This window comes from Mycobacterium sp. UM_Kg1, assembly GCF_000972925.1.
Lineage (GTDB): Bacteria > Actinomycetota > Actinomycetes > Mycobacteriales > Mycobacteriaceae > Mycobacterium > Mycobacterium hiberniae.
Genome location: NZ_JRMK01000014.1, coordinates 31,238 through 44,558 on the forward strand (window position 1 = coordinate 31,238; position 13,321 = coordinate 44,558).

Below are 13,321 nucleotides of genomic sequence, written 5' to 3' on the forward strand. Positions count from 1 at the left end.
GTATGACGCGCCCGGTGCTGTCCACCTACCGGCTGCAGCTGAGGGGCCCGGAAAGCGGATTCGCGTTCACCTTCGCCGATGCCGAAGAGCAGCTTGACTACCTCGACGAACTCGGCGTTTCGCACCTGTATCTGTCGCCGGTCATGACCGCGGTGCGTGGATCGGCGCACGGCTATGACGTCACCGACCCGACCACGGTCTCCGCGGAGTTGGGTGGCGCAGACGGGTTGGCCCGGTTGTCCGCCGCGGCCCGGGCCCGGGGCATGGGCCTGGTGATCGACATCGTTCCCAACCACGTCGGCGTACAACGCCCGGAGCAGAACCCGTGGTGGTGGGACGTACTGATGCACGGCCGCGCCTCGCGGTATGCCACGTTCTTCGACATCGACTGGGACATCGGTGACGGCCGGGTCTTACTGCCGGTACTGGGATCTGACGCCGACGTGGCCGATCTGAGCGTCGACGGGCAGGTGCTGCGGCTCGGTGATCTGGTCTGGCCGATCGCGCCGGGAACCGGCGGCGGCAGCGGCGCACAAGTCCACGATCGTCAGCACTATCGGTTGGTCGGCTGGCGTGACGGCAGCTGCGGATACCGGCGTTTCTTCTCAATCACCTCGTTGGCCGCCCTGCGGCAAGAGGACCGTGCCGTATTCGACGCGTGGCACGCCGAGGTGGCGCGCTGGTTCGCCGAGGGGATCGTCGACGGCCTGCGGGTCGATCATCCCGACGGTCTGGCGAATCCACAGGGATATCTCGCGTGGCTGCATGAGCTGGTGGGTCCGGACGCCTGGATCGTCGTCGAAAAGATCCTGGCCGTCGATGAGGCGCTGGAACCGAGCCTGCCGGTGGCAGGCTCCACCGGCTACGACGCCCTGCGCGAGATCGGGGGGCTGTTCATCGACCCCGAAGGCGAGCCGGCGCTGACCGAACTGTTCGAAACCACCGGAATCGACTACCGCGCGATGCCGGCCCTGGTGGCCGAGCAGAAGGCGATCGCGGCAACCGAGACGCTGGCCGGCGAGCTGGCGCGGCTGCACCGTTGTGTGGTGGCCGCCACCGGCGTCGACCATCCGCAGTTGACCGATGCCATCGTGGCCTTGCTGGGTCGCATCGGTGTCTATCGCAGCGACTACCTGGGCCTGACGGCGATCCTGCCGGTGGCGCTGGGGCAGGTCCGCGCGCAGCGGTCCGATTTCGACGAGCCGCTGCAGCTGGTCGCGGCGGCGATCGCCGGCGGGGGCGATTCCGCGGTGCGGTTGCAGCAGCTGTGTGGAGCGGTGACCGCCAAGGCGATCGAAGACTGTCAGTTCTATCGCGACGCGCGGCTGGTGTCGCTCAATGAAGTCGGCGGGGACCCGAGCTGTTTCGGGGTGGGCGCCGCGGAGTTTCATCACCGGGCCGCCACCAGGGCTCAACACTGGCCCGGCACCATGACCGCGCTGTCCACCCACGACACCAAACGCGGTGAGGACGTACGGGCCCGTATCGGCGTGTTGTCGCAGGTGCCGTCGTTGTGGGCGGACTTCGTGGCCCGCTGGGAAGCGCGCACGCCGTCTCCTGATCTGGCAACCGGGCTTTTCCTGTGGCAGAACATCTTCGGCGTATGGCCGCTCGACGGCCGGGTGAGTTCCGCGCTGCGCGAGCGCCTGCACTCCTATGCCGAGAAGGCAGCTCGCGAAGCGGCCAGGCGGACGACATGGCATGCCCCCGACGCCGAGTTCGAGGGCGCGCTGCATCGCTGGCTCGATGCCGTCCTGGACGGACCCATCGCCCGCGAGATGACCGAACTCGCCCGCGAACTCGCCCCGCATATCGAAAGCGACGTTTTGGGGCAGAAACTGCTGGCGCTGACCGTTCCGGGCATCCCGGATGTCTACCAGGGCACCGAATTCTGCGACGACAGCTTGGTGGATCCAGACAACCGGCGCGCGGTGGACTTCGCCGCGCGCCACGACGCGCTTCGGTCCCTGCGCCCCCCGAAGATGCGGGTTGTCGCCGCGGCGCTGCAGATGCGACGAGCGCGCCCGGACACCTTCCTGCGTGGCGGGCATCACCCGCTGCCGGCGTCCGGGCCGGCGGGCGAACACGTCGTGGCGTTTCGGCGCGGCGAGGACGTCGTGGTGGCGGTCAGCCGGTGGACGGTGCGCCTGCAGGGCACCGGATGGCACGGCACCGTCGTCGAGCTCCCGCCGGGCACTTGGACCGACGCGTTCTCCGGTGTCGGCCATCGCGGAGCGGTGTCTGCTGTCGAACTGTTCGCCGAACTGCCGGTAGCTCTGCTGGAGCGCGTCGATGGCTGACTTCGCCGTCTGGGCGCCGACTCCGGGAGTCGTTCGGCTCGATGTCGACGGGGTGGTCTACCCGATGTCCCCGACGGGCGGCGGGTGGTGGCGCACGGCGCTCGAAGTAGCGCCCGACGCACGTTACGGCTTCCTGCTCGACGACGATCCGCAAGTGCTGCCGGATCCGCGGTCGGCCCGGCAGCCCGACGGCGTGCACGCGCGCTCGGCGCTGTGGGACGACACCGGCCTGACCTGGACCGACCAGGACTGGGCGGGCAGGCGTGTCGACGGTGCGGTGATCTATGAACTGCACGTCGGCACCTTCACGCCGGGCGGAACGTTCGACTCGGCCATCGAGAAGTTGGATCATCTGGTCGGGTTGGGCGTCGATTTCGTCGAGCTGATGCCGGTCAACGCCTTTTCCGGTGCCCACGGATGGGGTTACGACGGAGTGCTGTGGTACGCGGTGCACGAGCCCTACGATGGGCCAGACGGGCTGGCGCGCTTCGTCGACGCCTGCCACGGCCGCGGTCTGGGTGTGCTGATCGACGCGGTGTTCAACCACCTCGGCCCCTCCGGGAACTATCTGCCGCGCTTCGGGCCGTATCAGTCGCAGACGCGCAACCCGTGGGGCAGTGCCATCAACATCGACGGCGCCGACTCCGACGAAGTTCGGCGCTACATCATCGACTGCGCACTGCGCTGGATGCGGGTCTTTCACGCCGACGGTCTCCGGCTGGACGCGGTGCACGCACTGGTCGACACCACGGCCATCCATCTTCTTGAGGAGCTGGCCACTGAAACCGATGCCCTTGCAGCACAGTTGGGCCGTCCGTTGTCACTTGTCGCCGAAAGCGACCGCAATGACCCGCGGACCGTTGCCGGCCGCGCAGACGGCGGTTACGGGATCCACGCGCAATGGGATGACGACGTCCACCACGCCATCCACACGGCGGTCTCCGGGGAGCGGCAAGGCTATTACGCCGATTTCGGCAGCCTGGCCACCTTGGCGACCACGCTGCGCAACGGCTTCTTCCACGCGGCCACGTACTCGTCGTTCCGCCGCCGGCGGCATGGCCGTCCGGTGCCCAAGTCACAGATTCCGGCCACCCGACTGGTGGCCTACACCTGTACCCACGATCAGATCGGAAACCGGGCGCTGGGGGACCGGCCGTCACAGAACCTGACGTCGGGCCAACTGGCGATCAAGGCGGCGCTGGCATTGTTGTCGCCCTACACCGCAATGCTTTTCATGGGCGAGGAATGGGGTGCGCTGACGCCGTTCCAGTTCTTCAGTTCGCACGAAGACCCCCAGGTGGCGCGGGCCACCGCCGAGGGCCGCAAGGCCGAGTTCGCCGACCACGGCTGGGACGCCGACGACATCCCGGACCCGCAGGACCCACAGACCTTTCAGCGGTCAAAACTGGTCTGGGCCGAGCTCGAGAAGCCACGCCATGCTGCGCTGCTGGGCGTCTACCGGGCACTGATCGGGTTGCGCCGGGAAACCGGCACGGACGGTTCCTGGCCGGCACCCAGCGAGATCGGCTATGACGAGGACCGGCGATGGATCGCGATGCGCCGCGGGCCGGTGCTGCTTATCTGCAATCTCAGCGAGGCAGAGGTCAGCGTGCCGGTACGGGGTGAGCCGGTACTGGCCTGGGGGTCGCCCCAGACGGTGGCCGACGCGACCGTACTGCCGGGCCACTCCTTCGTGGTCTTGCGCCCGGAGGGCGAATCGTCCCGCCGGGTATGAGCCGGCCCGTAGGGGGCGTTGCGGCCCGGGGCTAGGAGAACACCGTCTGAGCGCAGGTCGAGGGCGTGGTGAGGTTGACACCGGCGTAGACCACCTGCACGTGGGTGCAGACAATGACGTTGGCGTCCGTCTTGGGCTGGCCGGTCGAATACTCCAGGACGTCGATGCTGCCGTTGGTCTGGTACTTCTCCGGGGGACCTTCGCCGTAGTACATCGACTGGATCACCGCGCCGGTGCCGTCCTTGAACACCTTGGTCCCCGGTCCGCCGCGGTCTTTGAACCAGCCCTCGCCGCCGTCGGTGTGCACGTCGAGATAGGCGGTCCGCTTCGACGAGCGGATCTCGGTGCTCTGGCGTGCCCACAGGTCGGGCGGGAAGCCGGTCAGGCCCTCGGGCGTCTGCAGCCGAACCCCGACGGTGAACCTGCACAGCGGCGGTGCGCTGCAGTCGACCCAACTGTGGGTCTGCAGCTGATCAGCGTCGTTGACCGGGAACAGTGACGTCTTGGAGTCGCTGGCCGCCGACGCGATCGCCGGCGGAATCAGCGCGGCCAGCAACGTCAACGCGGCCGGCACCATCAGCAACCGCTTCATGTCGCACCAACCTAGACCGGCGATCACTGGTCGTAGGTCACTTCCACCGAATCGGTCTCGGGGTGGGCCTGGCATGCCAGGATCAGCCCTTCGGCGAGGTCCTGAGGCTCCAGCACATCGTTGATCTCCATGGTGACCTTGCCCTTTTTCAACTCGCAGGCGCAGGCGCCGCAGTGGCCCTCCCGGCAGGAGAACGGAGCGTCGATGCCCTTGTCCAGCAGCAGGTCGAGCAACTTGACGTGCCGGGGCCACACCAGTTCGTGTTGTTCGCCGTCCAGCTCCACGGTGACGGTGGCCGGCGCCGCCGCCTGCTCGCCCTCCGGCGCTTCGGTGATCGTCACCGCGGCGAACGGGTCGCCGTCCAGCGACTTGAACACCTCCAGATGGACCTGCTCGGCGGGAACGTCGCAGTCCTGCAGGGCCTCGCGGGCGGCCTGCATGAACGGCCCCGGGCCACAGATGAAGACCTGGCGATCGGTGTAGGGCGCGGCCAGCTGTGCCAGCGCCGCACGCGACGGCAGGCCCTGGACCGACTCCAGCCAGTGCACTACCGTCAGCCGGTCAGGGTAGGCCGCGGTCAGCTCGCGCAGCGCGGCGGCGAAGATCACCGACCGTTCGTCGCGGTTGGCGTAGACCAGCACCACCTTGCCGCTGCCCTGCGACAGCGCCGACTTGCAGATTGCCATCATCGGGGTGATGCCACTGCCGGCGGCCAGCAGCAGAAAGTCGGTGTCCAGCGACTTGGGCACGAAGGTGCCCGAGGGCGCCAGCACGTGCATGCGCATCCCGGGGTGCGCGTTGTCGCACAGCCAGTTCGACGCGTAGCCCTGCGCGGTGCGCTTGACGGTGACCGTCAGCGCATCGTCGGTGAACGGCGAACTGGACAGCGAATAGCAGCGCGCCACCGAGCCGGTCTGGTCGCTGGGAACGCGCAGCGTCAGGAATTGGCCCGGCGAGTACTTCAGCCGCTGCTCGGGGATCTCGGGGTCGTCCGGCCCGTCGGGAACGCCGAAAACCAGGGACCGGGCGTCGTCGGTTTCGGTGACGACTGCGGTGATCTGCAGTTCCAGCACATGAGCACCGAGTGGTTCGTCCGGAATGGTCTCCGTCACGGGCCGCCCTTCATCGTCGGTCACAACTAGAACAGGTTACAGAAAAGCGGTCCGCTATCGCCACCAGCAGCAGGAACACCCTGCTCGACACAAATCGGAACGTGTTCTAATCTCACACTAGGCTGGTTGGAAAACGGGCCGGAAGAACCTGTTCACTCCTGGGAGGCAATCTAGTGACGTCCATTCAACAGCGTGACGCGCAGTCGGTGTTGGCCGCCATCGACGACCTGCTGCCGCAGTTGCGTGAGCGCGCCCAGGAGACCGAAGACCTGCGTAAGCTGCCCGACGCCAACGTCGCGGCGCTCGAGGAGATCGGCTTTTTCCGGCTGCTGCAGCCCGAGCAGTGGGGCGGAATGCAGTGCGACCCCACCATCTTCTACGAGGCGGTGCGCCGGCTGGCCAGTGCCTGCGGCTCCACCGGCTGGGTGGCCGGCATCATCGGCGTGCACAACTGGCACCTGGCCCTGTTCGACCAGCAGGCCCAGGAAGACGTCTGGGGCGAGGACACCAACGTCCGGATCTCCTCGTCGTACGCGCCGATGGGCGCAGGTGTGGTCACCGAGACCGCCGACGGCTACATCGTCAACGGTTCGTGGAACTGGTCGTCGGGCTGTGACCATGCCACCTGGGCGTTCCTCGGCGGTCCGGTGATCAAGGACGGCAAGCCGGTCGACTTCGGCAGCTTCTTGATCCCGATCTCCGACTACCGCATCGACGACGTCTGGCACGTGGTGGGCCTGCGTGGCACCGGCAGCAACACCGTGGTGGTCAAGGACGCTTTCGTGCCGCGGCACCGCTTCCTGTCCTACCGGGCGATGAACGACGGCACCGCCGGCGGCTACAAGACCAACACCGCGCCGGTCTACAAGATGCCGTGGGGCACCATTCACCCGACCACCATCTCGACGCCGATCATGGGCATGGCCTACGGCGCCTACGAGGCGCACGTGGAGCACCAGGGCAAGCGGGTGCGTGCGGCGTTCGCCGGGGAGAAGGCCAAGGACGACCCGTTCGCCAAAGTCCGCATCGCCGAGGCCGCCAGCGACATCGACGCCGGCTGGCGTCAGCTGATCGGCAACGTCGGCGACGAGTACGCGCTGCTGGCCGCCGGCAAGGAGATCCCGTTCGAGCTGCGGGCCCGGGCCCGGCGGGACCAGGTCCGTGCCACCGGCCGGGCCATTGCCTCCATCGACCGGTTGTTTGAGGCGGCCGGAGCCACGGCGCTGTCCAATGACGCACCGGTGCAGCGGTTCTGGCGTGACGCGCATGCGGGTCGGGTGCACGCGGCCAACGACCCGGAGCGCGCATACATGATCTTCGGTAACCACGAGTTCGGGTTGCCACCCGGCGACACCATGGTCTGATCGAACTGGACCTGGCCGGGACAACGACGAGCTAGCTGGAGGTATCACCGATGAGTATCCGTTCGCTGGGCTACCTGCGAATTCAGGCCACCGACATGGCGGCCTGGCGGGACTTCGGGCTGAAGGTTCTCGGCATGGTCGAGGGGTCCGGCACCTGCGAGGGTGCGCTGTACCTGCGGATGGATGAGTTCCCGGCCCGGCTGGTGGTGGTGCCCGGTGACACCGACCGGCTGCTGGTTTCCGGTTGGGAATGCGCCAACGCCGAAGGGCTGGCTGACATCCGGCGGCGCCTGGAAGCCGAGGGCACGCCCTACAAGGAGGCGACCGCGGCCGAGTTGGCCGAGCGCTGCGTCCAGGAGATGATCGCCTTCGACGACCCGTCGGGAAATCACCTTGAGGTGTTCCACGGGGTGGCGCTGCAGCACCGCCGGGTGGTCAGCCCTTACGGTCACCGGTTCGTCACCGAAGAACAGGGCCTGGGCCACGTGGTGCTGTCCACCAAGGACGACGCCGAGGCACTGCACTTCTACCGCGACGTGCTCGGCTTCCGGCTGCGCGACTCCATGCGGCTGCCCCCGCAGATGGTCGGCCGCCCGGCCGACGGCGAGCCGGCCTGGCTTCGGTTCTTCGGCTGCAACCCGCGTCACCACAGCCTGGCGTTTCTGCCGATGCCGACGCCCACCGGAATCGTGCACCTCATGGTGGAAGTGGAGAACGCCGACGACGTCGGCCTGTGCCTGGACCGCGTCGCGCGCCGCAAGATCCCCATGGCCGCCACTTTGGGCCGGCATGTCAACGACAAGATGCTGTCGTTCTACATGAAGGCGCCCAGCGGTTTTCAGGTCGAGTTCGGCTGCGAGGGGCTCGAGGTCGATGACGAGGACTGGGTGGCCCGGGAGAGCACGGCTGTCAGCCTCTGGGGGCATGACTTCACCGTGGGTATGCAATAGCTGTGGCCGAAGAACCCGGGATCGACCCGCGCGCGTTTCGTAATGTGCTCGGCCAGTTCTGTACCGGCATCACCATCATCACCACGGTGGACAACGAGGTGCCGGTCGGGTTCGCCTGCCAGTCGTTCGCTGCGCTGTCCCTGGACCCGCCGCTGGTGCTGTTCTGCCCGACCAAGCAGTCGCGGTCCTGGCAGGCCATCGAGTCCAGTGGAAAATTCTGCGTCAACATCCTGGCCGAGGAGCAGAAGGATGTCTGTGCCCGGTTCGGCTCCCGCGAGCCGGACAAGTTCGCCGGTGTGGACTGGCAGCCGTCCCCGCTTGGGTCGCCGATCCTGGCCGGGTCCTTGGCGCACATCGACTGCACGGTGGCCTCGGTGCATGACGGCGGCGACCACTTCGTGGTCTTCGGTGCGGTGCAGTCCCTTTCGGATGTGCCGAAGGTGAAGCCGCGGCCGCTGCTGTTCTATCGCGGCGACTACACCGGTATCGAGCCGGACAAGACCACGCCAGCGCACTGGCGCGACGACCTCGAAGCATTCCTCACCACCACCACCGACGACACCTGGCTGTAGTTGCTGGGTGGTGCCCTCAGGCTCGTGACAGAGCTCTGAGCCAGCCGACCTGGTCGGCGATGATCTGGGCCGAATACCCGTCGCGGAACGGCTCGAAGTGGTCGGCGTCGTAGCTCTTTCGGGTCGCCTGCGGTGCCCGCCGGGCGAGATGATCGATGGCCCGCGCCGACACCGTGATGTCACGTTCGCCGGCCTGAACCAGGACCCGGCAGTGGAGCCTTCTCGCCTGGGTCACTGGACGCCAGAGCGGCAGGCGCAGAGCCAGGCCGGCATGCACCTCGTTGCGCCAACCCGGTGCCACGACGGACAGAAATCCCTCCAGTTCGCCGGGAGAGGTCACTCCGGCGCGGCCGCCTGGGGCGGCGACCAGCGGTATCAGAGCGTCGCGCATGGCCTGCGCCGTCAGCCACAGCGTATTGCCGGGGTCAGCTCTGAGTGCGTGGATCGTCTGCCATCTGCCGTCGAGGAAGGGACAGAGCAGGATCACGCCGCTCACGCGCTGATCTGCAGCGGCGGCCTCCACCGCGGTTCCACCGCTGAGCGAGTAACCCCAGAGGATGATCTGGTCGGGGTCGATTCCCTCGAGCGTCCGTGCGAAGGCAATAGCGGCCAACCGGTCCTCGAGCTGCTCGCTGGTCCGAATGCGTTGCCGGGGTTGGCCGCTCGAATCGCCTAGATAGCGATGGTCATAGACGAGTACGGCGACCCCGGCGTGCGCCAGCGCTTCTGCGTAGCTGGGCAGTCCATCGTGGCGGGTCAACCCAAAACCGTGCGCCATGACTACACACGGGACATCGCCGGCAGTATTGCTCGGCCGATACAGCCATCCCGTGCAATGTGTTCCGGCGGACAAGAAGGTGACGTCGGCTCTGTCCATGGAGCGAGATGCTAGCTGGCGAATGCGCCGCTGAACCATCCAGCTGCGGGACTACCATGCAGCGGGTGAAGCGACTTGGTTGGTCGGCAGCGGCGACCGCTGCCTATGCCGCAGTGATGCTGGTGCTGGACCGCGGGATGCGCAAGACGGGCGGTCCCGGCATCATCGGATTCGAGCTGGCCGGCAACCGCGAGCGAACCCAGCAGATCTTGGACGTTTGGGGACCGGAGGGCCGGCGCTGGGCGCGCTGGTCGCTGTGGCTCGACTTCGGCTACATGCTGACCTACGGCGCCGCCGCGCTGCTGTTCGTCGAACGTGTCCGCCGCCGCCGCGGCCATCCGATCGCGCTGCGGCTGCTACCGATTGCCGCGGTTGCCGGTGACGCGGTCGAGGGGGTGGCGCTGCTGCGGGTACTCGACGGGGTGGACCTAGACGCCAACGCCCGGCGCGCCCGCGGCGCGGCGTCGGTCAAGTTCGCACTGCTGGCAGTCGGGCTCGGCTACACCATCACCGGCGCGGTGCACCGCCGCTCATGAGCCGTGCCAGCATCGCTGGTGCTCGGCGTGGGTGTGCAGGTAGGCACCCGGGGCGTAGAACTGGTCGTAGAAGTCGATGTCCAGGTGTTGGGCCTGCAGATACATCAACACGTGCACGGTCGGGACGGTGCCCGGCAGCTTGCCGAAAGTGTCGTAGATGTAGGACGCCTGGCAGGTGACCAGTTCGGCGATGCCGTCCGGCGGCAGAGCCGTGCCGCGCACCGCAGCGCTGTCCGACCACGGCCCCGGCGTCTCGGGGTGCGACGGGCCACCGGGCCCGAACTTGCGGTCCACCAGCTTGCGGACACCCTCGGCGACGGAGGTGACATGCGGTGGGCTGAGCGTCTCGAAGTGGCCGGGTAGGCCGGTGACGTTCGGGAAAGGCCAGCGGGGATCGGTGTCGGCGACGAAACCCAGACCGGGTGCGCGCGGATCGCCCGAGCCGCCCAGTACCGACAACCGGTCCAGCCCGTCGAAGATCCAGCCGCCCAGACCCATCGCCTGCAGGGCCAGGGCGCCGTTGTGCGCCGCGATCGACAGTTCGGCACTGGCCTCGGTCAGGGTGTACTGCTCGACGAACGACAGCGGTATCGGGTCGTCGGCATGGGTCAGGCCGGGAAAAGCTGAGACGCCGGGGATCTCACGGTCGTTGATGTCATCACGGACCGGGTAGCCGTTCGCCGCGAAGAACCACAGATTCTCCAGCAGATGTTCGGACAGGTCGGCCACGTTGAAGGCCAGCAGACTGCCCGGATGGTTGCCGATCCAGGTGTTATGACCTTCCATGTAGGGCTCTTCGCGCGGCAACTCCAGGCGTGAATCTGACAGCCGTACATAGGAATCGGCGGTATGGCTTATCCACTGTTCGATGGTGTCGAACTGCTGTGGCTGCTGGTCGCGCGTGGGCAGCAGGTAACAGCCGGTGTCGTCGGTGAAAAACAGCTGGCTGGTGTGAAAACCGGCGGCCGACGGCATGGCCCGCCCGGTGGCGCTGCCGGGATAGTTCGGCAGCGCCGGGGCGTACCCCGGATGGTGCGCGATGCCGTCGTGCCAGCCGGTGGTGCCGGCCATCAGCGACAGCAGCAGGGCTCGCTCGACCTCCGACAACGGCTGCACCGGACGGCGGCTGGTGTAGGCCAGCGCACCTGCCGGAATGGCGCCGCCCACCGGAAACCGTCGCGACCGGCGTCCGGTGATGGCGGCGAACAACCCGAAACCGGCCGCCTGCGCCAGCGCGGCTCGTTCCTGCTCAGTGATCACCAGGGCCATCGCCCGGGCCTACTTGCTGACGGTCTCCAGCAGCATGGCCAGCTGGGTCGGCGAGACCGCGATCCCGCACTGGTTCTTCAGGTCGGTGAGCGGCTGGGCGATGCCCTGCAGGGTCGAGAGCTGGTCGAGGTGGCCGATGAAGTAGCCCTGAACCGAGGACTTGGCCTGGTCCGCGGGCATGGTGGCCGCGGAGGTCAGCACGTCGTTGGCCTCCGGGTGGTCGTGCAGGAACGCGCCAGCCTGGCTCAGGACGCCACTGGCGGTGCTGGACAGCCCGGCTGCGGTGCACGGGTCGGGCGCGGCATCGGCGGGCGAGCTGAGTCCGGCCGTCGCGGCAGCGGCCACAGCACCCAGGATGCCTACGGTCGCCGCGCCAAGCGCCAGCCGGGAAGTGGTGGTGGTGCGCATAGCGATGATCCCTTCGATCAGGTATTTCCAGCTTGGGGTAAACCTACCGGAGGGGCAGCCACCCGCGGAGCCGTTGCAGTGCCTCCTCGATGTCGGCGGTCGGGCCTGCGAACGAGAGACGGACGTAGGTGTTGCCGCGCTCGGTGTCGAAATCGATTCCGGGCGCCAGCGCGAGCCCGGTGTCGGCCAGCAGGCGCGCGCAGAAGTCCAGTGAGTCTGCGGTGTGCTCGGCGATGTCGGCATAGACGTAGAAGGCGCCGTCGGTGGGGGCCAGCCGGTCAATGCCCAAGTTTCGCAGCCCGCCCAGCAGTAGTTCCCGGTTGGCGGCGTAGTGCCGTAGGTGGCCTTGCGCTTCGGCGATGGCCTCCGGGGTGAAGGCCGCGACCGCGGCATATTGGGCCAGCACCGGAGGGCAGATGGTGAAATTGCCGGTCAGACAGTCCACGGCGCGGCGCAAGGCCGGTGGCACCAGCAGCCAGCCCAGCCGCCACCCGGTCATGGCGAAATACTTGGAGAAACTGTTGGCCACCACCGCGTTGCGCGAGGTCTCCCAGGCACAGCTGGTCTGCGGTGCACCGTCATAGACCAGGCCGTGGTACACCTCGTCGCTGATCAACCGCACCCCGGCGGAGTCGCACCAGGTGGCGATCGCGGCCAGCTCCGCCGGTTCCAGTACGGTGCCGGTCGGATTGGCCGGGCTGGCGACGATCACACCGGCCAACGGGCCTTCGAGCTCGGCCAGCATCGCAGCGGTGGGCTGGAATCGGGTTTCGGGCCCGCACGGGATCTCGACCACCTCGCAGCCCAGGGCGGTCAAGATGTTGCGGTAACAGGGATAACCTGGGCTGGCGATCGCCACCCGGTCACCGGCGTCGAAGCAGGCCAGAAACGCCAGCAGGAAACCGCCCGACGAGCCCGTGGTCACCACCACATCGTCGGGGTCGACGCTCAGCCCGTAGCGATGGGCGTAGGAGCCGGCGATGGCCGCACGCAGCTCCGGGATGCCCAGCGCGACGGTGTAGCCCAACTGGTTGGCGTTCAGGGCCCTGGCGGCGGCGGCGCGCACCGGTTCGGGAGCGCCCACGCTGGGCTGCCCGGCCGACAGGTTCACCAGATCGCCATGGGTGCGTTGGCGTTCGGCCGCGGCCAGCCACACGTCCATGACATGGAAGGGCGGAATGCCCGCGCGTATCGCCACACGGTCGGTCATGGGCCACCCTCCGTCATGATGCGGTGCAGGAAGCGGGTGGAGTCGGGCATGGAGGCGAGCACCGTGCCGGAATGATCTTGGTCGGGATAGATATGCAACTCCACGTCCTGATGATGAGCGATGAGCTGCTGATGCAACGTCTGCGTGGACTGTGGCGGAACGTCGGTGTCGAGCAGACCGTGCCCGAGGAAGATCGGCCGGTCATATCCCTCGGTCGGGGTGCCCATGAAGCCATCGAGCGCCGCTTCGATGCCGTCCAGCGACGCCACCGGTGCGCTGAACAGCTCGTCGAGCCGAGTTCCGGCCACCTGCCGGTCCAGTTCGGTCTTGCAGACGGTCTCCGCCCGGTCGGCCAGCTCACGTCCGCGCGGTGTCAAGACCCGGTCGAAAGGAATG

General features: G+C 67.7%; 13 protein-coding genes. 6 read left to right on the forward strand and 7 right to left on the reverse strand.

What is annotated here, in order from left to right:
• The first annotated feature begins 2 nt into the window (after window positions 1–2).
• Together treY and treZ are read left to right on the forward strand one after the other, a co-directional pair.
• The gene (treY, locus tag LI92_RS03965) at window positions 3–2,300 is read left to right on the forward strand and encodes a malto-oligosyltrehalose synthase (RefSeq protein ID WP_046316172.1); all 2,298 of its coding nucleotides are present in this window, start codon (window positions 3–5) and stop codon (window positions 2,298–2,300) included.
• Window positions 2,293–4,035 (forward strand): malto-oligosyltrehalose trehalohydrolase, encoded by a 1,743-nt coding sequence (gene treZ / locus LI92_RS03970; RefSeq protein ID WP_046316174.1) that lies wholly within the window; start codon window positions 2,293–2,295, stop codon window positions 4,033–4,035. The genes treY and treZ overlap by 8 nt, the downstream gene beginning before the upstream one ends.
• Before the next feature lie 31 nt (window positions 4,036–4,066).
• On the opposite strand, the gene LI92_RS03975 is transcribed toward treZ, so the two are convergent.
• Window positions 4,067–4,627: a hypothetical protein gene (locus LI92_RS03975; protein ID WP_046316176.1), complete on the reverse strand. Its 561-nt coding sequence runs from the start codon at window positions 4,625–4,627 to the stop codon at window positions 4,067–4,069.
• 23 nt (window positions 4,628–4,650) lie between these two features.
• Window positions 4,651–5,739: a ferredoxin--NADP reductase gene (locus LI92_RS03980; RefSeq protein WP_046316203.1), complete on the reverse strand. Its 1,089-nt coding sequence runs from the start codon at window positions 5,737–5,739 to the stop codon at window positions 4,651–4,653.
• Window positions 5,740–5,912: 173 nt separating this feature from the next.
• Here LI92_RS03980 and hsaA point away from each other — a divergent pair, with 173 nt between their 5' ends.
• The 3 genes from hsaA to hsaB are packed head-to-tail and all read left to right on the forward strand — an operon-like array spanning window position 5,913 to window position 8,625.
• Window positions 5,913–7,103 carry a 3-hydroxy-9,10-secoandrosta-1,3,5(10)-triene-9,17-dione monooxygenase oxygenase subunit gene (gene hsaA, locus LI92_RS03985; protein ID WP_046316179.1) on the forward strand — a complete coding sequence of 397 codons (1,191 nt, stop codon included), beginning with the start codon at window positions 5,913–5,915 and terminating at the stop codon, window positions 7,101–7,103.
• Between the two features lie 50 nt (window positions 7,104–7,153).
• A complete protein-coding gene (gene hsaC, locus LI92_RS03990; RefSeq protein ID WP_046316181.1) occupies window positions 7,154–8,053 on the forward strand; it encodes an iron-dependent extradiol dioxygenase HsaC in 900 nt (299 codons plus the stop codon).
• A 2-nt stretch (window positions 8,054–8,055) separates the two neighbouring features.
• Window positions 8,056–8,625, forward strand: coding sequence for a 3-hydroxy-9,10-secoandrosta-1,3,5(10)-triene-9,17-dione monooxygenase reductase subunit (gene hsaB / locus LI92_RS03995; protein ID WP_046316183.1), 570 nt, complete (start codon window positions 8,056–8,058; stop codon window positions 8,623–8,625).
• A gap of 16 nt (window positions 8,626–8,641) precedes the next feature.
• Here hsaB and LI92_RS04000 read toward each other — a convergent pair whose 3' ends face one another.
• On the reverse strand, window positions 8,642–9,502 hold the full coding sequence (locus LI92_RS04000; RefSeq protein WP_046316185.1) for an alpha/beta hydrolase: 861 nt from the start codon (window positions 9,500–9,502) through the stop codon (window positions 8,642–8,644).
• 65 nt (window positions 9,503–9,567) lie between these two features.
• Here LI92_RS04000 and LI92_RS04005 point away from each other — a divergent pair, with 65 nt between their 5' ends.
• Window positions 9,568–10,038: a hypothetical protein gene (locus LI92_RS04005; RefSeq protein ID WP_152665321.1), complete on the forward strand. Its 471-nt coding sequence runs from the start codon at window positions 9,568–9,570 to the stop codon at window positions 10,036–10,038.
• On the opposite strand, the gene LI92_RS04010 is transcribed toward LI92_RS04005, so the two are convergent.
• From LI92_RS04010 to LI92_RS04025, 4 genes are all read right to left on the reverse strand, one after another.
• A complete protein-coding gene (locus tag LI92_RS04010; protein ID WP_046316189.1) occupies window positions 10,033–11,307 on the reverse strand; it encodes a hypothetical protein in 1,275 nt (424 codons plus the stop codon). The two genes, LI92_RS04005 and LI92_RS04010, sit on opposite strands and share 6 nt — an antisense overlap.
• A gap of 9 nt (window positions 11,308–11,316) precedes the next feature.
• Window positions 11,317–11,715: a heme-binding protein gene (locus LI92_RS04015; protein ID WP_046316191.1), complete on the reverse strand. Its 399-nt coding sequence runs from the start codon at window positions 11,713–11,715 to the stop codon at window positions 11,317–11,319.
• Between the two features lie 43 nt (window positions 11,716–11,758).
• Window positions 11,759–12,925: a pyridoxal phosphate-dependent aminotransferase gene (locus tag LI92_RS04020; protein ID WP_046316193.1), complete on the reverse strand. Its 1,167-nt coding sequence runs from the start codon at window positions 12,923–12,925 to the stop codon at window positions 11,759–11,761.
• The coding region (locus tag LI92_RS04025) for a prolyl oligopeptidase family serine peptidase (protein WP_046316195.1) at window positions 12,922–13,321 on the reverse strand (400 nt) is incomplete at its 5' end. The genes LI92_RS04020 and LI92_RS04025, both read right to left, overlap by 4 nt.